Below are 22316 nucleotides of genomic sequence, written 5' to 3' on the forward strand. Positions count from 1 at the left end.
CATTAATGAAATACCTTAATTCGCACCAGATAATTTAATCTAAGCTCACGAACGAGTCAAAGAGAATGAGAAGAAAGGTTGGCTTTTGCTGGTTTTTTGAGCTTCGGCTCACTTAAAAGTTCGATTCTAGGCCGATTTTCAGAAAAGATCTCAATAATATATTGCTGCATATCCTCAAGACTCAGCGCATCAAGCTCAGCGATCAGTTGTTGCTGCATATTAAACTCAGTATCGCGGTTACCAATTGCCAGCCACAAACGTTGTGAGCGAAGTCGTAAGTTTTTGTCTTTTTCTGCAATATGTGTCACGAGTCCCGCTTTTGTTTGAAGCCATTGCTGCTCATCAACAGTGGGGATCTGTGCGACAAAATTACTAATAAATTGCTGGTGGCGTTTGAGTATCTCATCAGCGTTGTGTTTAGGCGATTGCACATAAAACGCAATGCCAGCGCGTGTGTTGAATGGGGCATAACCAGCACCCACTAAATAGCCAAGCTGCTGTTTTGTTCTTAGCTCGTTAAAGTAGTCTTGATTGATAAGGTGATTAAGCACCATCATTTTAACTTTTTCTGTGGTGTCATCGGTTAATGCTTGGTAATAAAGCACCATTGCGTGGTCGTTGCAATTGAGTGTGATACGTTGGTGTTCTACTTCGGTAACATCGTTTAGTGGCCGTGTTAAATCGATAATAGTGGTACTGCCAGCGAGGTGATCAACGATTTGCTTTTGAAATTTTAGTGCATCGCTTCGCTGCCAATTGCCATGTAAAAATGACTCAACATGCAAGGCTTTAAAAAACTCAGTTCTAAAGCAGTTGAATTGGTGGAAACTGGTATCTTTTAGCGCCTGAGCAAGTGCATTGGGCTCAGGGTTCCACGGCATAATTTGCGCCCCTAAAATACTGAATAGCTCACTGACGGGTTTGTTTTGATTACTGTTACGCCAATGCCTAACAAGCTGTTTTTTATACTCGGCAAAGCGTTTTGCGCAAATATCGACATTAAACAGTGCTTCGAGTAATTCGTTGACTAAAGTGAGCTGACTTGAAGATAAACCGGCGGTGTGCAGTGTAAGCCCACCCTGATGCGAGGTTAAATGATAGCTCAGCCCAGCCAGTTCGGCTGGATAAAACTGCTCTGCCACACTGTCCATAAAAAGGTCTGCAAACAGGCGCGTTAGCGCCATGTGTTTTACGTCTTTAATTGCGTAGTGAGAATCCATCGCTAAATAAAAATGCCCTTTAGCAACGCGGAAAGTCGCGTCTTGCTTAAACCAAAAATCAAACCCTTCTTGTTTCACAAGTAGTTCAGGCGCTTTTTTGGGAGTGTCTAGCGGTAACAGTTCAACCTCTTTGGTTAAATAAGGGTTAGCGCAAGGCAGACACATTTCAGGTAAGGGCGTGTTTATTTCACTTAATGCTTCTAACCAGCATGGCGATATATCTTCGATTTTATAAGGTGTATTGTACCAAGCGGTAGTATGTTCTGGCTCAACATCGGGGTGAATGAGCACCAATCGCATATTATCTGGGGTTAACCATTGCATCGCAATTTCATGGGCGCAACGATTAAAGCCTTCCATTAAATAATCGCCTTGTACGTAATTTTCTTCATCGTAATGCTGCATGTTAATGCTTAAATTACTAACCCAGTCGATGAGGCGTGCTTTTTCTTGGTTATCAAAGGCAATTTGCAACAGGTTCTTTTTATCTTGATAAAGCCTGGGAAGTTTGGCGCAGTTTTGATTAATTAAACAGATATACTCAAATACCATTTCGACAATATCTTCATAGTATTCAATACCTTCATCTGTAAGAGCTACGCTGATATTAAAATCTTTAAAGTTACTGCCATTAATACCGCCACCAGCAGAAAGAGCATTGATCCAACCTTGTTCTTTTAAAATTGAATACAACGAGCCCTTGCCCTCATAGCCAAGCAAGTGAGCAATAAAACTAACCGTTTTATGGCGATAAAAATCGTCAATGTTGGGCATAGCAAAACTGATGATGAGCTTTTGCATATGTTTGTGCGGTTCAATGTGTAAAACTTTGCCTAAATCTTGTTTGCGATAAAGGGGAGGCTCGATGATCTCTTTACTCTTTGCTTGCCCTTTAATATCGCTAAAATACTGCTTAACCCAGTCAGTCATCGTGGCAATATCGGCGTTACTGCAAATAACTAAAGTCATCCATTGTGCTTGGTAATGACGGTCGAAAAATGCGCGCAGTTCTTCGCTAATACAGCCCTCACGGTCTGCTAATGTGTGTTGATTCCCCACCGAAAACTTAGCAAAAGGGTGTGCTGGGTTTACCGTTTCTTTATGCGCTTGATAAATACGGCGTCCGTCGTCTTTAATTTTTAATTTAAATTCAGCGTCAATTGCATTGCGCTCTTTGGTGGTTTCTTTTGGACTGAGTAAGGGGGCAATAAAAAAGCGACTAAATTGCGCGAGTGCATCTGAAAACTGTTGATTATTGATGTCAAAAAAGTAGCAAGAATGCTCGGTGCCAGTCCAGGCGTTCGTGCTGCCACCTGATTGTGAAACAAAGTTCGAAAAGGCACCAGACTCGGGATATAAATCAGTCCCTAAAAAAAGCATATGCTCTAAAAAATGAGCCAGACCTTGTCTATCAAGGGGATCGTCAAAGTGACCCGCATTAACAGCCATCGAAGCCGCTGATTTTGTTGACTCTAAGTCTTGCACTAAAAGCACTTTTAGACCATTGTCCAGTGTTAGGGGCTGGTATGTTCTGTTATCATTGCGGCTGATATTCAAAAGATTCTCCTGAAAGAATGCGTTAATGTCCTAACAACAGATGATAATCTCAGGAACGCTAAAGGCACAGCAACGAAAATCTACCTGAATATCATAAGCGGATGTTTAATCTATCTTGTGATGATATTCTAATATAGCTAACAATCAAGCAAACTGGCTACTGTTTTATATTCTTTAATTGGTTGATTTTTTATGAAAACAATCTTAATCATGCGCCATGGCGAAGCAACGCCTATGCAATCAGATGATGCAGCAAGACAATTGACGCCAACGGGTCAACAAGAAGCCAGTAGGATGGGGAAGTGGTTAGCATGTCATTATAAACCAGACGCTTTGTTGGTAAGTCCGTACTTACGTGCCCAGCAAACGGCTGAGAATGCAACACACAATATTCCGTTACTCTACAAAGAAACGTGTCGCGACATTACTCCCGACGGTGTACCACAAGTGGCTACTGATTATTTAGAAACGTTAATCGCGATGCATCCACAGTGTAATACTTGGCTAGTCGTCGCTCATATGCCGATCGTGAGTTATTTAGTTGATCAATTGAGCCCTGGTAATATGCCTATTTTTAATACGGGTGCTGTAGCAGTCATTGAATATGATGAAACGAAACAGCGAAGCCATTACTTAAGTATTCACTCGCCAAATAACGTCGAAATATAGCAGTATGTCTGTTAAATTACTGTCACTGTTAACTATTTAATACATACTATGACAATTGAACGATTACAAACAGGTGCGCGAATGAGCCGCATCGTTAAGCATAACGGCACGGTGTACTTATGTGGGCAGGTGTGCGCTGATGCAGAAAAAGGCATTGCTGAACAAACGCAAACTATGCTCGATAAAGTTGAAACTCTGCTAATTGAAGCCGGTAGCAGCAAAGAGCATATGTTAAGCGCCACCCTCTATCTTAAAAGCATGGAATACTTTGCCGATATGAATGCAGTGTGGGATGCATGGGTACCTGAAGGTCATGCCCCCGCGCGTGCCTGTGTTGAAGCTAAAATGGCGCGTGACGCGCTACTTGTTGAGATTTCAGTTGTTGCAGCCGTTAAGTAACGAGCAACGAATTAACAAGATGATTGCTGATTTTAAGCAGCAGTCATCTCGTCAAATTAGTACTTTGCCTGCTTGGCATTTTTGCGATAATGAGGTGGATGCCAATGAATGCGCTGACCTTGTTCTGCAAGGAGTCAAGCGAGCGACCACCTCATCACTGTATTGGTTTGAAGCTAATAACGAGGCGCTCCCTCGGGTTGGTGACTTGGCTATTTTTACGAACTGGCAAGGGCGGCCGCTTGGCATTATTGAAACCACCTCTGTTGTTATCACCCCTTATAATCAAATTACCGAAGCGTATGCCGCGTTAGAAGGCGAGGGCGATAAAAGCCTTCGTTATTGGCAACAAGTGCATTGGCCATACTACCAGCGAGAATTACACGGCACAGCTTATTCACGTCATCCTGAGATGCCCTTAGTGTGCGAGCAATTTCAGTTAGTTTTTAAGGAGTCATCATGAGTTCAAATCCCGTTGTGCTTATTACTGGTGGTGGGCGTGGTATTGGCGCAGCAACAGCTAAACTATTTGCCAAGCATGGCTATGATGTGTGCATTAACTATAAATCAGACCAACAAAGCGCCGAACAAGTTGCCAAAGAAATCGAAAAGCAAGGGGTTAAAGCGCACACCTTTCAGGCAGATGTGGCTGATGAGCAACAAGTAATGGCTATGTTTGCTGCACTTGATAGCACGGTGTCACGCTTAGATATACTGGTTAACAATGCTGCGATGATGAAGCCACAAATGTCACTTTTAGAAATGGACGCGGCGCGTATTAATGCTATTTTGAGCTGTAATGTGACAGGGGCATTTTTATGTGCGCGAGAAGCTATAAAGCGAATGCACAAAGGCAGTATTGTTAATGTGTCATCGGGGGCTTCACGGACAGGTTCAGCGAATGAGTATTTAGATTATGCTGCCTCAAAAGGCGCACTTGATACCTTTACCATAGGCCTTGCAAAAGAAGTCGCCAGTATGGGAATTCGTGTTAATGCTGTAAGGCCCGCCTTAATTTACACTGACATGCACCGTGATGGTGGTGAAGCTAATCGCGTAGACCGCTTAAAAAGTAAATTACCACTCGGGCGAGGCGGTGAGGCTGATGAGGTCGCCAAAGCCATTTATTTTTTGGCCTCAGAGCATGCATCGTTTACCACAGGCAGTTTTGTGGATGTATCTGGTGGGCTGTAAGACTTAAAGTAAAATGCTTAACCAAACTGTAAAACTTATAACGCTCAGTGTGGTTGATATGACGACAGCACTTGCGAGCGTTGCTTGATGTTGTTTTATTTGGTTCGCTATTAAATACGCATTCACTCCTAATGGCGACGCACTGAGCAATACCAGTACAGTCATCAAAGAGTGTTCAAGGTTAAAAACCTGAGTTGCAAAAAAGTACACACTACATGGTAAGGCTACGAGCTTAATGATGGTTGCGATAAGGGATGCTTGCCAGTTATCTGCCACCTTATAAAACGCTAAATTTGCGCCTAACACAAACAGTGCGCAGGCAATAGCTGGCTTGGCAAGTAAGCTCAAACCATTCGCCAAATCGTGATAAAGCGTTACACCCAATAAGTTAATCGCAAGGCCGCTGCTTATACTTAGAACCACAGGATTCAGTAACATATTTTTCGCGAAGGCTCGCCATGAAAAGGTTTGCTGCGATTTTGCACTCAATAGAAAAGTCAGTGTAAACAGTAAAGCGCTGTGAAAGGTAATGATCATAAACACAATCCCAACCATTTGCTGCCCAAGTGCGGCGATAATAATTGGTAGCCCGACTAGTACGGTATTAGAGTAGCTACTACCAAGCGCAAACACGGCATGGCGAGATGCGGCTGATTGCTTATAAATTACATAGCGATCAAGCAAATACCCGAGTGCGTAGATTGCTAATACAGGAATATAAAAGCTTAAAAATCCAGCAATACTAACGCTACTATGTAAATCTGCTTGCGCCATATTGACAAATAAAAATGCCGGAACGCTAATATAAAAAGTAAATTTACTGAGGCCTGCGATGTGTTCTTTCGATAAAAATCGGCTACGACTACTAATGTAACCACTTAGCACGATAAAAATCAGTGGAAAGATGATCGAAAAAATATGCACTTGTGGCCTTATTAAAAGTGACGTTAACGTCGGAATTCGTCACTTTGTGGAAGGTTAATTAAAATAAGTACTGCGCCTTTACCGCCAAATTCAAGCGGGGCTTGGTGCATAGCAATAACATCGGGATGTTGCACTAAATACTGCGGTACTTTGTGTTTTAAAATACGCTCACCAATCCCATGCACGATACACGCGCAGTAGTAATGTTGTTTTTTACATTCGTGAATCAGTCCTGCAAGCTCATCTTTGGCAAGTTCTTTATTTAACCCATGTAAATCAAGGGTTAGCTCAGGTACGTAGTCACCACGACGCAGTTGTTTTGCCAAGTAGGAATCATGTCCTGGTTTGACATAGCTTACAGTGCCGTGCGTATCAATATCTGGCACATATTCGTCTGAAAAGAAAAATTCTGACTGATGTTGCTTTTTTTGCTGGGAAAATTGCTTCGCTTGTGACACTTTAGGCTTGTTAGTAAATCGGATAGTGTCTTGTTTAAATGCTTTGGCACCACTGATACTCTGACGAAATAAGTCTATATCGTCAGTGCTGATGTGATTGTTGTCGTGGGGATCTTTTTTCATGACGGCAGTCTAAACAAAAAAACGCTAAAAATCGAGTAAAAAGCAATTGAAAAGACGGTACAATACGCGTCAGAACAGACTTTGAAAGTTAAGGAACATACATGAACCATTTCCAAATAGAAGACGCAATTTTAGACGAGGCAATTGCTGAACTTTCAACGTTGCACGATTGGTTACGTTGGACAACCAGTCAATTCGCGAGCAGTGGTATTTTCTTTGGCCACGGCACAGATAACGCATGGGATGAAGCGGTCAGCTTATTGCTACCAGCACTAAGTTTACCTGTTGATGCACCTAAAGAGCTAATGCATGCGCGTTTAACGAGCACTGAAAAAAATCGTTTAGCAGCATTAATCGCTGAACGTATTAACGATTGCACGCCAGTGCCTTATTTAACAAATATTGCCTGGTTTGCCGGCATGCCATTTTATGTTGATGAGCGTGTATTGATTCCGCGTTCACCTTTTGCTGAGCTAATTAACAACCGGTTTGCTCCTTGGCTTGAAGAGCCTGAGTCGGTAACCCGCATTCTTGATTTATGCACAGGCTCTGCATGTATCGCCATTGCGCTTGCACAAGCTTTTGAAGACGCGCAAGTTGATGCCGTCGATATTTCGTATGAAGCCTTAGAAGTTGCTGATATTAATATTAGTGATTACATGCTTAATGAGCGTGTATTACCTATTCAGTCAGACGTATTTAGCGGTGTGCCAGGACAAAAATATGACCTGATCGTTGCCAACCCGCCTTATGTTGATGCTGAAGACATGGCCGACTTACCGCGCGAATTCCACCATGAGCCAGAGCTTGGTTTAGCATCGGGACATGATGGCCTTGACGTCACTCGTACCATTTTAGCTGAAGCAGCAGAGCATCTAACTGATAACGGTTTGTTATTTGTCGAAGTTGGTAACTCTATGGTACATATGGATGCACTGTACCCAGGCGCGCCGTTTGAATGGATTGAATTCGAACAAGGTGGCTTGGGCGTATTTGTGATAAGCAAACAACAGCTTGTTAATTATTTCGCCGATTAATAGCGAATTTAAAAGCCGAGCCTTAGGGCTCGGTCTCAGTAGCCAGGAATGAGGAAAGTTAATGGCAGGTAATAGCATAGGGCAGTTATTTAAGGTGTCCACCTTTGGTGAGAGCCACGGCGTTGCATTAGGCGGCGTTGTTGATGGCACACCAGCAGGCCTCGAAATTAGTGAGGCCGATTTACAAATTGACTTAGATCGTCGTAAACCAGGGCAAAGTCGTTATACAACACAGCGCCGTGAAAGTGACGAAGTCAAAATTCTTTCAGGTGTATTTGAAGGTAAAACCACAGGAACAAGTATTGGTTTACTGATTGAAAACACCGATCAACGTTCAAAAGACTACGGTAAAATCGCTGACGTATTTCGCCCAGGTCATGGTGATTACACCTACTGGCATAAATACGGTATCCGCGATTATCGTGGCGGTGGTCGCTCATCAGCTCGAGAAACCGCGATTCGAGTGGCGGCAGGAGCGATTGCTAAAAAATATTTAAAGCAATTTCATGGTATTGAAGTACGTGCATGTTTAAGTCAGCTTGGGCCTATTAAAGCCGAAAACTATAACTGGGATGAAGTAGAAAACAATGCGTTTTTCTTCCCCGATACCAGTAAATTAGACGCGCTTGATGAGTACATGCGTGAGCTTAAAAAGCAGGGTGATTCGGTAGGCGCTAAAGTGAAAGTAGTCGCTAAGAATGTGCCTGTTGGCTTAGGTGAGCCAGTATTTGATCGTCTTGATGCTGAGCTTGCGCACTCACTAATGAGCATCAACGCGGTAAAAGGTGTTGAGATTGGTGATGGCTTTGATGTCGTTGAGCAAAAAGGCTCAGAGCACCGTGATGAGCTGACCCCAGATGGTTTTACATCAAATCACGCGGGGGGAGTGCTTGCGGGTATCTCGACAGGACAAGATATTATTGCGTCTATCGCGCTTAAACCAACGTCAAGTATTACGATTCCGGGTAACAGTATAAATACCAGCAACGAAGCCGTTGAAATGATCACCAAAGGTCGTCACGACCCGTGTGTGGGTATTCGTGCAATCCCCATCGCCGAGGCGATGATGGCGATTACCTTAATGGACCATTTATTACGCCAGCGTGGCCAAAACCCCCATGTTAGCCACGAGCATGGGCCAATCAAAGGCTCAATCTAAAAGTATCTATTTAGAAAAAGTAATGAGCGCGATAGGTTTCAAGCCATCGCGCTTTTTTGTGTTTTAATTTAAAATTTTAACAGAGGCAATAAGCTGTTTTTTTGATCAGTCCATTCTGCAAGTTGATAATTCCCGTAGTGCTTTATAGGCGATAAGTCACTAATAGAAACATCATTTAAAAAAGTGTGATTACTGGTTAATACCACCCAGTCAGAGCCTAGAGATTTTAAGCCTCGCCCTTGATAACTGTACTTTATTAACGTTTTATCAAAATGCTGGCTGTGGGCTTGTAATACGGGCAATAAATCGATGTGGTTATTGGAAATATGCACGATCAGCACGCCATTTTCATTGAGTCTTTGCCAATAGAGCGACATAGCTTCTCGAGTGAGTAAGTGCGCGGGAATAACATCACTTGAAAAAGCATCAATGATTAACACATCAAATGTTTCTTGATGATTTTTTTGAAGCGCAATTCGACCATCACCTATGGTTACTCTCACATTGGCTTTACTGCTATTTAAATAAGAAAAATAATTCTTTGCCATGTCATGCACTGCAGGATTGAGTTCAAAAAAATGGAGGCGGTCACCTTGACCCACAAACTTTGCGAGTACACCAGCTCCTAAACCAATGACACCTATGTTTAATGCGCCCTGTTGTTTTAAAATCGTGAGAGATTTAGCAACACCCGTATGTTGATGATAATAACTTTGACCAAGGAATTGATTATTATCAAGTGGCTCTGCGCCATGGATGGTTGTGCCATCTATTAAGCGCCTTTCTTTTATTGTATTGGTATTAATATCTTTTACTGTGAGGTAACCGTAAAAATTGCGGCTCGTAGCAACATTATACTGATTAAAGTTTACGGCTAAGAAACAATAGCATGAGAGCCATACAACAGCGGTTGCAACGAGGGTGTACTTAATGTGTTTATTACCTGTTTGGGTTTTAAATTGGCAATAGCAAATAAAGCTAAAAATAACAGCTAACCCCAGTAGATACTCATCAAGTTGCACGAAAAGCAAAGGAGCAATCATGGTACTGCTAAGTGAACCTAGCACACCTCCTAGGGCAATATAAAAGTAAAAAGTGGTTAATTGAGCGTTATCAGGGGCTGTACTTCTTAGTTCACCATGACACACCATGCAGGCGGTTAATAAGATAGAGCAATACATAATGAGTTGAGCTAGTGCGCTAAATTGGCTGCCAAAATAAAACATTAACAGTCCAGCAAACACTGCAAATACAAACGTATACGCCCACACATAACGCTGATAATTTACTTTATTGGCAAACGTATAACTAAAAGTGAGTAAGTAAATCACCAGTGGCAAGGACCAAAGTAATGGCATTGGTGGAATATTAGTACTGATCATATGTGTTGTTGACACTAACATCGCGGTACTTAAGGCACTCAAAATAATCCAGATTGATTTTCCTTGTGATAGCTTTGCACTATTCGCTAACTGAGGTTTTCGGGCTACTTTAAGGTCTTTTTTTAGCAAAAATGCCATTATTAATAGTAATAAGGCACAGTAGCAGAGTAGCCCAAAAAGCCAATATGACTTTTGCTGCTCTAGCGAAAACAGTAATTCAAATATAAATGGGTAACTCATTAACGCCATTAAAGAGCCTAGGTTTGAAATAGAATACCAATGGTACGGAACATGTCTTGCAAAGGCTTGGATATACCAACGCTGTAAAAGCACACTGGTTGCGCTAAGTAGCATAAAAATAGGGCCTATTTCTCGCAATAAATGCACAAATACAGCGAGAGTTGGAGGCCAATCAGTGAAGTGAAAAATTTCGTTTTGTAAGTAAATAACCAGTGTTGCAATGATAACCAATAGCAGGTGAGTAACTACTTGTAATGTAATCGTGTACCGACTGATATAGTGTGCATAAAAATAACCAAGCAATAGCATTGTTTGATAAAACACTAAGCTGGCTGACCAGACAGAGGCACCTCCACCAAAGTGAGGTAAAAGTTGCTTTGAGAGCAGAGGCTGAATTTGAAAAAGTAAAAAAGCACTGATGAAAATAGTGGCGATTGATAAAAGTTTATACATTGTTTTTGTTACCTATTGAAAGATGAAAAAACAATCTATGAGTTTGAGTAAAGCCACAATGGAGTAATGCTTGAGTTTCTCTTAAGAAAACCTTAACCTTTGATTCGTCAATATTTATTGGAGCAGTAAGTGGCGAGTTATCGAATCGGTAAATTTGTGATTGATGAAAGCAGATGTTTAATTTCATCGCAAGAATATGAGCAAGTTGTCGAGCCCAAAGTCATGGATGTATTACATACCCTTTATATTCATCAGGGGAAGGTCGTAAGCCAAGAAATGATCTTCGCTGCGGTTTGGCCTAATTCAATATTTAATCCAAGCTCAGTACAGCGTTGTATTGCGTTATTACGAAAAGCCTTAAAAGAAGATGCCAAGAACCCTCAATTTATAATTACTCATCCAAAACGGGGTTATAGCTTGGAGCAGGTTGAATTGAGCCAATCAATTAAAGCAACTAAAGCAAAAACGCAATGGTTGCCGTTGCTACTCGTGGTACTCGTTTTTACAGGCGTTGTAGTTTGGCAAATGATTGCTGATAAGCAAGCGCATCCAAGTTTTAGTCAATTAATGCCACTGACGTCAAGCGAACTGAATGAATCTAATTTATCTTTATCGCATAATGGTAACCACTTAGCCTTTGTTCGAGGTGATAAAGGCAACCAACATATCTGGTTAAAGGAATTAGCTACAGGTCGAGAAGCTAGGCTCACGAAGTTTGCTGCAAGTTATTTTGCCTTAGGGTGGTCTTCACAAGACAATGCGTTGGCGTTTGTCGAAGCGAGTGAGCATAATCAGTCACTCCAAACTTTATCGCTTGATTTATCGTCATTTGTGGCACGTGAGAAAACGACTGTCAATCGCTTTACCGAGACGACACTGACGAGCCATCATATTTATTGGGGAGCTGGAGAAGTACTCTATTTTATCGAGAAAAATAAACAAAGTAATGACACCCAACTGGTTTCACTGGATATAAACAGTAAACAAAAAAAGCGCTTACTAGCGGCTTCTGAGCAAGATTGGTTACTTGTTCATGCGTTATCAAATGATGGTAGTAAAGTCGCGTTAGGTTTTGAAGCAGGACAAAATAAATACCGTATCGATGTGCTTGAGCTTGCTAGTAATACAGTGAAAACCATTGCAGTAATAGAAAACGGTATTCAAGGTTTGAGTTGGCATCCAAACAATCAAGCGTTATTAATAAGCCAACGTAACCAACTTATAAGTTTAGATCTTGAAGGTGAGCTGCAGCTTATTCCGTTTAATAATTATCAAATAATTCGCGATGCCCAGTACACTTCATCTGCTGAATCAATTTTAATGGAATTAGTGAATGTGGATGTTGATATTGTCAGTCAAACACGAACAGATCCAAATACACTTACAAAGCGGGTGGATACTTCCTCGGTTGACTTTCTGCCAGTGTTTTCACCGGATTCAACAAAATTTGTATTTGAGTCACATCGCTTTGGACTAAAACAATTATTTTTGTATGAAAATGAAAAACAGAAATTAGTCTTCGCAAATCCAGATAACGAAGAGCTGTTTGGTACTGTATGGCATAAAAATGGTCAGCAAGTATTCACTGCAAGCAAAGATACCTTATATAAAATTGATATTGTCAGTGGGACCTATGAAGCTATTCCACATCCTCATCACTCATTTTATTTACGCGAAATGTATCATAATGAAGAATCCATTTTAGTCTCTTACCGCGCAAAAGATGGGGTTACATTTCACCCAGCTAAGTTTGATTTAAATGATCTAACGCTGACGCCATTTTCTGGTTCTGGTAAACGCTTGAGTTGCTACGGTATGGACTTAGATGATAAAGACCAGATTTATTTTTCAAATAGTAATGAAGTTTTTCGCATAAATTCTGACGGTGATATTGAGTTAATATGGCAGTCTCAACAAGATGAAATTATTGGAATTGCAGTTGAAAAGCAGCAATTAGCTATCACCCTAGAACAGCCGCATAGTATCAAATATCAAACGATTGATTTAGTTTCATCTAATAGCAAAAGTTGGCAATTAACAGCCCCAAAACAGCATATGCTGATTAATGCGTCACACGATTTGAATGAGTTTTTATACTTAACCGACCCTAAACGTACGCGCAAATTAGTCAAACTACTTTAATGTGTTCTATCAGAGACTTAAGTTGCTCAAGGCTGACGGGGTTATGAGCATGATTACCATGCAAAAGCACTATATCAATCACTGGTAAGAGGGGGAGTGTTTCATCGGTGATTTCTTCTACGCTCTTTTGCATACTAATGCGTGCCATGCTCCCTATTGCGAGATTTTGCTCAATTAAACCATGTAAAGCCCCCACAGAGCCGCAGCAGGCGATAATATTAAAGTGTCGCTCTGCTTTCAGTAGACCTTCGATGCTGGCTTGGTGAAATTTACAGCCGCGTTGAAATAAGGCCAGTGGTAAGGGGGTTGCAGGGTTTAATTTAAAAGACGGACTTTTCACCCACACTCCTTGGCTTGATTGTATTAGGTAACCTTCCTCTGAGTTCGGTGAACGGGTCGCAATCACTAAATCAAGTTGACCTTGGTCAAGCTTAGCCCTTAATTCACTGCTAGGTGCGCAGCTAATTTGTATATCCAGCGCAGTATTTAACATGCGCAGTGAATTCACGAGTCGCGGTAAAATTGAATGGGCGTAATCATCAGGGCAGCCAATACGAATTCGACGGTTTCCAGTGCCTGCTTGAAGTTGCTTAAAGGCCTCATCGTGAAGATTAATTAACTGCTTTGCATAACTTGCTAATTGATGACCTTGTTGGGTAAGCACTAACTGGCGTCCTTGCTTCTCAAATAAAGAACTCCCTATGTCTTGTTCTAGTTTTTTCATCTGCATACTTACCGCAGATTGGGTTCGGCAAATCTGTGCGGCTGCGCGGGTAAAACTGCCCGTGTCTACAAAAGCACAAAAAGTTCGTAAGGCATCAATATCCATGATGTATCAGTTTCTCTTATGGGTTGTATAAGAACAATTGGCGAGTAATTCGCCTTTTGCTGCTCTATAGTGGTATTAATCTAATCGTTAAGGGATGAAAAATGCAATTATTTATTGGTAATAAAAATTATTCGAGTTGGTCATTAAGAGCGTGGTATTTATTAAGTAAATTCAATATATCATTTACTGAGCAGCAACTTGTTTTAGATACCCCAGACTTTTATGACAGATTAAAAACGAAATTTCCTGTACAAAAAGTCCCTGCATTAATCGACGGTGATTTAGCTGTGTGGGATTCACTCGCGATTTGTGAATACATCAACGATGCTTATCTAAATGGCAGAGCATGGCCTGAAAACTTAAATAAAAGAGCTCACGCAAGAAGTGTGGCTGCAGAAATGCATAGTGGCTTTCTCGCACTCAGAAATGAAATGCCCATGAATATTCGAGCTAAAAGACATGTTGAGCTGACAGAACACGCAAAGAAAGACATTGCCCGCATTGATGAGATATTTTCGATGCGACCACAATCGTCGTCCAATACATGGCTGTATGGTGAGTTTTCAATTGTTGATGCGATGTTTGCGCCCGTGGTACTGCGCTTTAAAACTTACCAAGTTACATTATCAAGCCCTGCACAAGCTTATTGTGACCAGGTACTATCGTGTCCTGTTTTGAAGAATTGGATTGCACACGCACTGCAAGAAACAGATATTGTTACAAGTGATGAGGCAGGAGAGAATATTATTTAATCACCGCGCACAAAGCGATAATTTTATGCTTTGTGCCATTTTCGCAACTTTGTGTTGGTGCATGTGTGTAATTTATATACAAAAGAACGAGTTTAATTGTAAGCTCTTCACTCTATAATGGAACGGTTGCTCTTTATTTGAACACCTCATTACTCGCCTTTTTCCGTTCCTGCGTAGGTATATAATTATGAGCACATTCGGTGCAAAGTTATTAAATCAAGATATGTCAATTGCACGCTACTTTTGTCGGTTCAACTCTATGCAAGTTGAGCAAGCATTTACTCAAAGTAAGCTTGAGCAAGATAAAAAAACTGCACAGTTTCTTGCCTGTATCACCGCCATTATGATTATGCTGGTGACCTATTCCGATAAAATGATAATTCAACCCAGCTTTTGGCCCGGTATTGCATTATTTAGCCGGACTATTTCTGTTGCAGTTTGTGTGATCACTGCACTTGGGGTGTGCTATATCCGGACGCCACAGCAATTATCGCAGGCGGTGGCTGCGTTTATGACATTCTTATTTTTTAGTATGCAATTTATGGTGTTCACCTTTGAGCGCCATTATGTCCTGCATATGTTTTTTGATGTGATTATTTTGATCACTATGTATTTCTCTACTTTATTGTCATTAAAGAATGCCACCTTAATCGGTGTGTCTTACAGTGCATTTGCAATTACCGTTATTTATTTTAATAAAGATGTAAGTAGCCATACTTTTTATATGGTTGGGTTGGCACATGTATCCGCTAATTTTGCAGGGGTCGTTATGTCGGCTCATGAGCATTTAATGCGTCGGCAGCTTTTTGTTCGTAACACTCAGCTAAGTCAACTTGCAGATGAAATGAAAAGACAGGCATTTAAAGATGCGCTCACACAGCTGCCTAACCGGCGTGCGTTTGATAACAACTATGAGGGATATCAAAAATTAATTAAGCAGCAAAATAAAACGAAACATGTGTGTGTCGTTTTAGCTGATATTGATTACTTTAAACGCGTAAACGATACCCATGGACATGAAATGGGGGATACCGTGCTTAAGCACTTTTCGACTTTTTTAACGAACTCTCTGCGCAGTGCTGATGATGTCTATCGATTTGGTGGTGAAGAGTTTGTCATTGTACTGCCGCTTTGTTCATTAAAAGATGCCACTGCGCTTATAAACGGCATGATAGCAAGGTTAAATGCCGAGGAGTTTAAATTAGGTAGTTGCTCTTTGTCGATACAAGCAAGTTTTGGTCTGACCATCATGCGTGAGGAGCAGCAAAAATCAGTGATATCACGAGCTGATTTGGCTTTGTATCAAGCTAAGGAAGGCGGAAGAAATCAATTGGTTATTAAAATTTAATCGATACCAAGGTGCGTTTAATTTAGTCAATAAATTGTAATTATCCAAAGATACTTGTATATATTATCTGTACTTCTTTTTTCTTATATTCATTCAATAAAGAGAGCATGCAAGGAGATGCATAATGCTATCACGCCATAAAAAAGGCTATAAAATATCAATTAGAGCGAGTGTTCTCTTAGTCTTTGCGCTTGCCAGTCTTTTAACGGGAATTGTGGCGATTAGCTTGCATTATTACTTCAGTGAAAAGTTAGTATTGCACACCAAAGCTCAGCAATTTAAGCAAACAAGCCAGCAGATTGCTGATCATATCACACGTATAAATCAGCGTGCAGATAACACCCTCAGCGTGATGGTTCATGACACACGCCTATTTTCACAAAGCCAAGGTAACTATGAGATTTTTCGAAATGTACTCATAGAGGTACTTAGTCGCCACACAGATTTTTATTCACTTATTTTAGGGCGTGCGAATGGTGATTTTCTCCAAGTTATTAATCTAAAAGGGTATGCAAATTTACCCGCCAGCTTGAATATAAAAGATGAGTATAAATGGCTGGTCATTAAAGTATCGGGGGAAGGTGAAGAGCGTCGTAAGTCGATGTTATTTTTAGACTCACAACTGACAGTCCGTAAAGCAGAAGAGCAACAAACCGATTTTGATCCACGAACGCGAATATGGTTTCAAGACGCAGAAAGTGGGGTTGTTACCAAATCTGAACCGTACATGTTTAATGTTTACCACGTACCGGGTTATACCTATTCGATTAAGTCAGATGATACCGGCGATGTGCTTGCGGTGGATATAGCAAGTTCGAGTTTAAGTGCGTATTTAACTGAGCAACAGACTAAAATGCAGTTTTTGGTTTCCGCCGAAATGTATGTCTATCAGGGTAGTGGTGACATTATTGCCAGCAGTAGAACGCAAAGCCATCAGCATACCTTTGACGATTTATCAGCGCTTATTAAGCTTGATGACCAAAAAACAGGCCTTGCAAATAAGCGTCATCAGTTTGGCAAAATGCTGGATGTACATGAAAATGGGATAGAAAAATACATGTTTGTCGTGCCCTTACCATTAAGCGGTGACATGCAAGCTGACAATGACGATTTCTTCACTGTATTGGTAGCAAAAGAAGATGTACTTGCGGTCATTCGCGAGAAAATTCGGATTTCTATTTTAATAACGAGTTTATGTTTATTACTGCTACTGCCAATATCGTGGTTTTTTGCATCATCAATTGTGAATCCAATTTTAAAGCTTGTTGGTGAGAACAAAAAAATTCAGCAGCGCGAGTATAAAAATGTGTCTACTCTGTCAAGTAGCATTCTCGAAATTCATTATTTAGCCAATTCAATGGTTGATATGAGCCGCTCTATAGAGAAACACGAAAACTCACAAAAAGCACTCATGGAATCGTTTGTTGAACTTATAGCCCAAGCGATTGATGATAAATCACCTTATACAGCAGGGCATTGCGAACGTGTCCCTGAGCTTGGCATTTGGCTTGCAAATGCTGCATCTGATTCAACAGATCCCGCCTTTGCAGAGTTTGCATTTGAAAACGAAGATGAAAAACGTGAGTTTAGACTGGCAGCGTGGTTACATGACTGTGGTAAAATTACCACGCCAGAACACATTGTAGACAAAGGCACCAAACTAGAAACCATTTATAATCGTATTCATGAAATCCGTACACGTTTTGAAGTGTTGCTGCGCGACGCTAAAATAAACTACTACGAAAAGCTGCTTGAAAACCCAACACACGAGGAGACACTGCAACAGCAGTTAGACGCTGAAACAGACAAATTACATGCTGACTTTGCTTTCATTGCTACTTGCAATGTGGGAAGTGAATTTATGGATGATGAGCAGCTTGCACGCTTAAAAGACGTTGCGTGTATTAAGTGGCATCGGCATTTCGATGCAACGCTTGGTTTATCGCCTCTAGAAGAAATGCGCTTTGCAGATTTAAAGGGGCAATCTTTACCTGTTGAAGAAACGCTGTTAAGTGATAAACCCAGTGACCTAATTACGCACCACAAGGCTGTGGAATACGATGCTAATTTAGGTATAAAAATGTCGGTTCCTGAATACAAGTATAATTTAGGTGAGTTATATAACTTACAAATTAGAAGTGGAACACTTACCGCAGAAGACCGATTTAAAATTAATGAACACGTTATCAGCACGATTCGTATGCTTAATAATGTGCCATTCCCTGAAGAGCTAGCCCGTGTGCCGCGCTATGCATCGACCCACCACGAAACCTTAAAAGGCACGGGGTATCCGCGTAAATTATCAGCGGATGACTTATCGATACCTGAACGAGTGTTAGTACTTGCTGATATTTTTGAAGCACTCACTGCAGCAGATAGGCCATATAAAAAGGCCAAACCATTGAGTGTTGCTATTGATATTTTAGCTAAAATGGTCGATGACGATCATATTGATCGTGACGTATTTAAACTGTTTTTAAGTTCAGGTATTTACCTTGAATACGCAAAACGCTATTTGAGCCCTGAACAAATAGATAACGTCGATATCGCAAAATACCTCTAACCGAGAGGGGTTGTTTTTACTTTAGGCTGAAAAGTCCGTACAATTCGCCTCGTTTTTGGTGCGTTGTTGTAACGCTTTTAACGAGATGAATGTAAGCCAGTATGCATCAGATTGCCGATTTAATCGCTATTTTTGACAGCACTTTTTATCAAAGCCATAACACGCGCTTAATTAAAGGTGCTGACGAGCCTATTTACCTGCCTGCAGATGAGCAAACGACTTATCATCAAATTGTCTTTGCGCATGGTTTTTACGCCAGTGCACTCCACGAAATTGCCCATTGGCTGGTGGCAGGTGAAAAACGCCGCTTACTTGAAGATTATGGCTATTGGTATTGTCCAGATGGTCGTGATAAACATCAGCAAGCTGAGTTTGAAGCGGTAGAAGTTAAACCCCAAGCAATAGAATGGGCGCTTAGCGCTGCGGCAGGGTTTGACTTTAATGTTTCGGTCGATAATTTAAATGGCGAACAAACGTGTCGTTTTGCTTTTCAGCAGCGTGTTCACCAGCACCTATTAAGTTTACTAGCGTCTGGTTTTAATCAACGAACTTACGCACTACTAAAAGCACTCAGTGATTTTTATAAGACCCCGTGGCCACTGACAAGTGCACAATTTGTATGGCAACATCCAGGAGAGTTATCTGATGCAGTTTAAGTTAGGTTTAATTGTAAACCCTGTTGCAGGGCTTGGTGGCAGTGTAGCTCTTAAAGGCAGTGATGGTGCTGATACAGCAGCGAAAGCCATGGCACTCGGCGCAGAACCCAAAGCAAATTTACGCACCCGTGCAGCACTTGAAGCATTACTTGCGTATCAAGACTCGCTCATTATATACACCGTTAATGGTGAAATGGGGGAGCGAACAGCCACCCAATTAGGCTTTAATACCCAGGTTATTTATCACAGTGGCGACGTTACGACGCCGGATGACACCGAGCAAGCTGCAAAGCGTCTCGTAGAACAAGGCGTAGACCTTATTTTATTTGCAGGCGGTGACGGAACAGCCCGAAATATTTGTCATGCTGTTGGCGACACTACACCCGTGTTGGGCATTCCCGCAGGCTGTAAAATTCATTCAGGTGTGTATGCTATTACCCCAAAAGCTGCGGGCCGAGTGGTTGAAATGCTTGTAAAAGGTGAGTTGGTGAGCTTAGGCGATGCAGACGTGATGGATATCGACGAAGCCGCATTTCGCGAAGGCACTGTAAAAGCAAAGCGGTATGGTGAAATGCAAGTGCCGAGCGAAGTACGTTACGTGCAAGCGGTTAAAAATGGTGGTAAAGAAACCGACGAGTTAGTGCTTGCTGATATTGCTGCTTATGTGGTGTCTGACATGGATGAAGAGACTTTATACGTCATGGGCAGTGGCTCAACAGTTGCTGCCATTATGGAAGAAATGGGCCTAGAGAATACCTTACTCGGTGTTGATTTAGTGGCAGACCAAGCGCTGATTGCTCAGGATTTAACTGCACAGCAATTACTGGAGCTAACACACGGTAAACCGACTAAATTAGTGATCACCCTGATCGGTGGTCAGGGCCATATTTTTGGTCGTGGAAATCAACAGCTCAGTCCAGCACTTATTCGTGCTATCGGCCGCGATAATATTATTGTGGTCGCAACCAAAACAAAATTACAGGCCTTGAATGGCCGCCCATTGATTGCCGATACTGGCGACAGTGAGTTAGACGATGAATTAAGTGGTTATATTCGAGTAACCACAGGTTTTAATGACCATATAATGTATGCAGTAGGTCATCAAGATGGGCTGCACCCAGAGGAGAGATAACCATGAGTTTAGTAAATTATATTGATGCAGCGCAGCAATATTTTGATGATTTAGTTGATAAAGCAACCGATGATGAGTTATTTGCTGGTGGCTATTTACGAGGCCATTTTGATTTGGCGGTAGGGTATGCGCAAGTTGAAGAATTAAACTTATCAACCGACGAGCTTAATAACCAAGTCGAGTCGAGCCTGGTTAAAGCATACCGTAATGGGGAGCTTAACGAAGATGATAAAGCATTAGTGGTTCGTTTATGGGATGAAGTAAAAGCATTAGCCTAATCGGTGTTGATGTTATTTAAATAAGCGGCTTTGGCCGCTTTTTTTATATAGTTTAAGTACCCAAATCGGATAGCTTAGTTAACTTAAAATTTACCTCTTAACGCGGATGCGATAAGGTAAGCAAGAAATTTTTCTAGGGAATTCGAAAATGAATAATAACAATGATGTGCAGGCACCAAGCGGAGCAATCGCACGTTTTTTAAATACGATTGAAAGGGTAGGCAATAAGCTTCCTGATCCGGCCATTATCTTTTTAGTGGCCATGTTACTTATTTGGCTGCTGTCGTGGCTTTTTTCGGGCATGACATTTGACGCCATAGACCCACGAACAGGCGAGGCCATTGTTGTCCATAATTTGTTGGCGGGTGATTCCTTAGCCACCTTTTTATCGTCGATGGTAAAAACCTTTACAGGCTTTGCTCCTTTAGGTGTTGTGCTTGTTGCAATGTTAGGTGTTGGGGTTGCTGAGCATTCAGGCTTTATCAATACGGGCTTAAAGCTAATGCTAAAAGTCACTCCTAAGCAGCTATTGACCCCGTCTATTATTTTAGTGGCGATTGTTAGCCACACCGCAACTGATGCTGGCTACGTGTTAGTTATCCCGCTTGCTGGGGTTATTTTTTATGCGATGGGTCGTCATCCTCTTGCGGGTATTGCCGCGGCTTTTGCGGGCGTGAGTGGGGGCTTTAGTGCCAATTTCATTCCATCAGGTATCGATCCATTACTGCAAAGCTTTACCCAAAGTGCAGCACAAATTATTAATCCTGATATGGCGATTAACCCATTAAATAACTGGTTTTTCACCTCAGCTTCAAGCTTATTCATTATTCTATTAGGCTGGTACATTACCGATAAAATTATTGAACCACGCTTACAAAATACCCCACTTGATGGTGACACCGAAGACTTACCCGCTTTTGATGAAGCGCGTAGCGATGAAAAGCGTGCGTTTTATATTGCAAGCACAGTGATGGTAGCAGGCCTTGCTTTACTTTGGTTTGTATCCGCTCCCGCAGACTCAGCTATGCGCAGCCCCGATGGCTCGCTGACTAACTTCCGTTCACCTTTGATGCAGTCTATCGTGCCACTAATTTTCCTACTGTTCTGGATACCTGGTGCAGTTTATGGCTTTGTGGTTGGCACGTTCAAAAGCTCTAAAGACATGATTGATGCCATGAGTAAAGCAATGGGCGGCATGGCGTATTACATAGTAATGGCGTTTTTCTGTGCGTTATTTATCGCGGCCTTTAGTAAATCAAACCTAGGGGCATTACTGGCAATTGAAGGTGCACAGCTGTTAAAAGCCATGCAATTACCCAGTTCTGTAACCGTGATTGGTATTATTTTCTTAACTGCGTTCGTAAACTTGTTTGTGGGTTCAAGCTCGGCAAAATGGGCATTACTTGGGCCTATTTTTGTGCCTATGTTAATGCAATTAGGCATATCGCCAGACTTAACCCAAGCAGCGTACCGTGTGGGTGATTCAAGCTCAAACATTATCACCCCGTTAATGCCTTACTTCCCATTGGTTGTCGTGTACTGCCAGAAGTATGTTAAAGGCACAGGTATCGGCACCTTAATTGCCATGATGCTGCCGTACTCTATCGCGTTCCTAATTGGCTGGAGTATCTTCTTACTAGCATATTGGGGCTTAGGCATCCCACTCGGCCTACAGTCAAGCTACGTGTACCCAGCAATGGGCTCCTAACGTCCAATATCCAACATAGACAACGAATAGCTAGCCTCGCCATCTTATGTCGAGGCTTTTTAAATATCCTTTTAATCAGATTTTGTAATGCACCAT

At 41.6% G+C, this 22316-nt stretch carries 18 protein-coding genes and 1 pseudogene; 14 read left to right on the forward strand and 5 right to left on the reverse strand.

What is annotated here, in order from left to right; genetic code table 11:
• Nucleotides 1-56 precede the first annotated feature (56 nt).
• Nucleotides 57-2777 (reverse strand): insulinase family protein, encoded by a 2721-nt coding sequence (locus H3302_RS04810; protein ID WP_036969952.1) that lies wholly within the window; start codon nucleotides 2775-2777, stop codon nucleotides 57-59.
• 192 nt (nucleotides 2778-2969) lie between these two features.
• Between H3302_RS04810 and sixA the strand changes: the two genes are divergently transcribed.
• The 4 genes from sixA to H3302_RS04830 are packed head-to-tail and all read left to right on the forward strand — an operon-like array spanning nucleotide 2970 to nucleotide 5036.
• A complete protein-coding gene (gene sixA / locus H3302_RS04815) occupies nucleotides 2970-3446 on the forward strand; it encodes a phosphohistidine phosphatase SixA (protein ID WP_182396199.1) in 477 nt (158 codons plus the stop codon).
• Nucleotides 3447-3494: 48 nt separating this feature from the next.
• Nucleotides 3495-3845, forward strand: a complete 351-nt coding sequence (locus tag H3302_RS04820; RefSeq protein ID WP_065978777.1) for a RidA family protein — start codon at nucleotides 3495-3497, stop codon at nucleotides 3843-3845.
• Nucleotides 3826-4305 carry an ASCH domain-containing protein gene (locus H3302_RS04825; protein WP_220469620.1) on the forward strand — a complete coding sequence of 160 codons (480 nt, stop codon included), beginning with the start codon at nucleotides 3826-3828 and terminating at the stop codon, nucleotides 4303-4305. The genes H3302_RS04820 and H3302_RS04825 overlap by 20 nt, the downstream gene beginning before the upstream one ends.
• Nucleotides 4302-5036, forward strand: a complete 735-nt coding sequence (locus H3302_RS04830; RefSeq protein ID WP_036969943.1) for an SDR family oxidoreductase — start codon at nucleotides 4302-4304, stop codon at nucleotides 5034-5036. The genes H3302_RS04825 and H3302_RS04830 overlap by 4 nt, the downstream gene beginning before the upstream one ends.
• A 3-nt stretch (nucleotides 5037-5039) precedes the next feature.
• Here H3302_RS04830 and H3302_RS04835 read toward each other — a convergent pair whose 3' ends face one another.
• Together H3302_RS04835 and smrB are read right to left on the reverse strand one after the other, a co-directional pair.
• Nucleotides 5040-5960 carry an AEC family transporter gene (locus H3302_RS04835; RefSeq protein ID WP_036969941.1) on the reverse strand — a complete coding sequence of 307 codons (921 nt, stop codon included), beginning with the start codon at nucleotides 5958-5960 and terminating at the stop codon, nucleotides 5040-5042.
• Nucleotides 5961-5983: 23 nt separating this feature from the next.
• On the reverse strand, nucleotides 5984-6541 hold the full coding sequence (gene smrB, locus H3302_RS04840) for an endonuclease SmrB (protein ID WP_036969939.1): 558 nt from the start codon (nucleotides 6539-6541) through the stop codon (nucleotides 5984-5986).
• Nucleotides 6542-6642: 101 nt separating this feature from the next.
• Here smrB and prmB point away from each other — a divergent pair, with 101 nt between their 5' ends.
• Complete coding sequence (gene prmB, locus H3302_RS04845; protein ID WP_065978781.1) at nucleotides 6643-7578, forward strand: 50S ribosomal protein L3 N(5)-glutamine methyltransferase; 936 nt, start codon at nucleotides 6643-6645, stop codon at nucleotides 7576-7578.
• Between the two features lie 61 nt (nucleotides 7579-7639).
• Nucleotides 7640-8737 carry a chorismate synthase gene (aroC, locus tag H3302_RS04850; RefSeq protein ID WP_036969935.1) on the forward strand — a complete coding sequence of 366 codons (1098 nt, stop codon included), beginning with the start codon at nucleotides 7640-7642 and terminating at the stop codon, nucleotides 8735-8737.
• 68 nt (nucleotides 8738-8805) lie between these two features.
• On the opposite strand, the gene H3302_RS04855 is transcribed toward aroC, so the two are convergent.
• Entirely contained in the window at nucleotides 8806-10812 is a 2007-nt protein-coding gene (locus H3302_RS04855; protein ID WP_182396201.1) for a fused MFS/spermidine synthase, read from the reverse strand.
• 129 nt (nucleotides 10813-10941) lie between these two features.
• Here H3302_RS04855 and H3302_RS04860 point away from each other — a divergent pair, with 129 nt between their 5' ends.
• Entirely contained in the window at nucleotides 10942-12954 is a 2013-nt protein-coding gene (locus tag H3302_RS04860) for a winged helix-turn-helix domain-containing protein (protein ID WP_182396202.1), read from the forward strand.
• On the opposite strand, the gene H3302_RS04865 is transcribed toward H3302_RS04860, so the two are convergent.
• The gene (locus tag H3302_RS04865; protein WP_182396203.1) at nucleotides 12941-13783 is read right to left on the reverse strand and encodes a LysR family transcriptional regulator; all 843 of its coding nucleotides are present in this window, start codon (nucleotides 13781-13783) and stop codon (nucleotides 12941-12943) included. The genes H3302_RS04860 and H3302_RS04865 overlap by 14 nt on opposite strands.
• Before the next feature lie 101 nt (nucleotides 13784-13884).
• Here H3302_RS04865 and H3302_RS04870 point away from each other — a divergent pair, with 101 nt between their 5' ends.
• From H3302_RS04870 to H3302_RS04900, 7 genes and pseudogenes are all read left to right on the forward strand, one after another.
• Entirely contained in the window at nucleotides 13885-14535 is a 651-nt protein-coding gene (locus H3302_RS04870) for a glutathione S-transferase family protein (RefSeq protein ID WP_182396204.1), read from the forward strand.
• A 187-nt stretch (nucleotides 14536-14722) separates the two neighbouring features.
• Nucleotides 14723-15883, forward strand: a complete 1161-nt coding sequence (locus H3302_RS04875; protein ID WP_051501806.1) for a GGDEF domain-containing protein — start codon at nucleotides 14723-14725, stop codon at nucleotides 15881-15883.
• 973 nt (nucleotides 15884-16856) lie between these two features.
• A pseudogene (locus H3302_RS04880) lies at nucleotides 16857-18446 on the forward strand (HD-GYP domain-containing protein); the annotation flags it as partial.
• Between the two features lie 101 nt (nucleotides 18447-18547).
• On the forward strand, nucleotides 18548-19102 hold the full coding sequence (locus tag H3302_RS04885; protein ID WP_036969921.1) for an elongation factor P hydroxylase: 555 nt from the start codon (nucleotides 18548-18550) through the stop codon (nucleotides 19100-19102).
• Nucleotides 19092-20234, forward strand: coding sequence for an ATP-NAD kinase family protein (locus tag H3302_RS04890; RefSeq protein ID WP_182396205.1), 1143 nt, complete (start codon nucleotides 19092-19094; stop codon nucleotides 20232-20234). The genes H3302_RS04885 and H3302_RS04890 overlap by 11 nt, the downstream gene beginning before the upstream one ends.
• 2 nt (nucleotides 20235-20236) lie before the next feature.
• Complete coding sequence (locus tag H3302_RS04895) at nucleotides 20237-20512, forward strand: YfcL family protein (RefSeq protein WP_036969913.1); 276 nt, start codon at nucleotides 20237-20239, stop codon at nucleotides 20510-20512.
• 148 nt (nucleotides 20513-20660) lie between these two features.
• Nucleotides 20661-22220 carry an AbgT family transporter gene (locus H3302_RS04900; protein WP_182396206.1) on the forward strand — a complete coding sequence of 520 codons (1560 nt, stop codon included), beginning with the start codon at nucleotides 20661-20663 and terminating at the stop codon, nucleotides 22218-22220.
• The last annotated feature ends 96 nt before the right edge of the window (nucleotides 22221-22316 follow it).

This window comes from Pseudoalteromonas sp. MT33b, assembly GCF_014117385.1.
GTDB lineage: Bacteria > Pseudomonadota > Gammaproteobacteria > Enterobacterales > Alteromonadaceae > Pseudoalteromonas > Pseudoalteromonas lipolytica.

What these genes read in the sequence shown, in the direction of transcription:
- sixA (WP_182396199.1), top strand. Translation starts at nt 2,970, where the DNA reads ATGAAAACAATCTTAATCATGCGCCATGGCGAAGCAACGCCTATGCAA.
- H3302_RS04820 (WP_065978777.1), top strand. Translation starts at nt 3,495, where the DNA reads ATGACAATTGAACGATTACAAACAGGTGCGCGAATGAGCCGCATCGTT.
- H3302_RS04830 (WP_036969943.1), top strand. Translation starts at nt 4,302, where the DNA reads ATGAGTTCAAATCCCGTTGTGCTTATTACTGGTGGTGGGCGTGGTATT.
- smrB (WP_036969939.1), bottom strand. Translation starts at nt 6,541, where the DNA reads ATGAAAAAAGATCCCCACGACAACAATCACATCAGCACTGACGATATA.
- prmB (WP_065978781.1), top strand. Translation starts at nt 6,643, where the DNA reads ATGAACCATTTCCAAATAGAAGACGCAATTTTAGACGAGGCAATTGCT.
- aroC (WP_036969935.1), top strand. Translation starts at nt 7,640, where the DNA reads ATGGCAGGTAATAGCATAGGGCAGTTATTTAAGGTGTCCACCTTTGGT.
- H3302_RS04855 (WP_182396201.1), bottom strand. Translation starts at nt 10,812, where the DNA reads ATGTATAAACTTTTATCAATCGCCACTATTTTCATCAGTGCTTTTTTA.
- H3302_RS04865 (WP_182396203.1), bottom strand. Translation starts at nt 13,783, where the DNA reads ATGGATATTGATGCCTTACGAACTTTTTGTGCTTTTGTAGACACGGGC.
- H3302_RS04870 (WP_182396204.1), top strand. Translation starts at nt 13,885, where the DNA reads ATGCAATTATTTATTGGTAATAAAAATTATTCGAGTTGGTCATTAAGA.
- H3302_RS04875 (WP_051501806.1), top strand. Translation starts at nt 14,723, where the DNA reads ATGAGCACATTCGGTGCAAAGTTATTAAATCAAGATATGTCAATTGCA.
- H3302_RS04885 (WP_036969921.1), top strand. Translation starts at nt 18,548, where the DNA reads ATGCATCAGATTGCCGATTTAATCGCTATTTTTGACAGCACTTTTTAT.
- H3302_RS04890 (WP_182396205.1), top strand. Translation starts at nt 19,092, where the DNA reads ATGCAGTTTAAGTTAGGTTTAATTGTAAACCCTGTTGCAGGGCTTGGT.
- H3302_RS04895 (WP_036969913.1), top strand. Translation starts at nt 20,237, where the DNA reads ATGAGTTTAGTAAATTATATTGATGCAGCGCAGCAATATTTTGATGAT.
- H3302_RS04900 (WP_182396206.1), top strand. Translation starts at nt 20,661, where the DNA reads ATGAATAATAACAATGATGTGCAGGCACCAAGCGGAGCAATCGCACGT.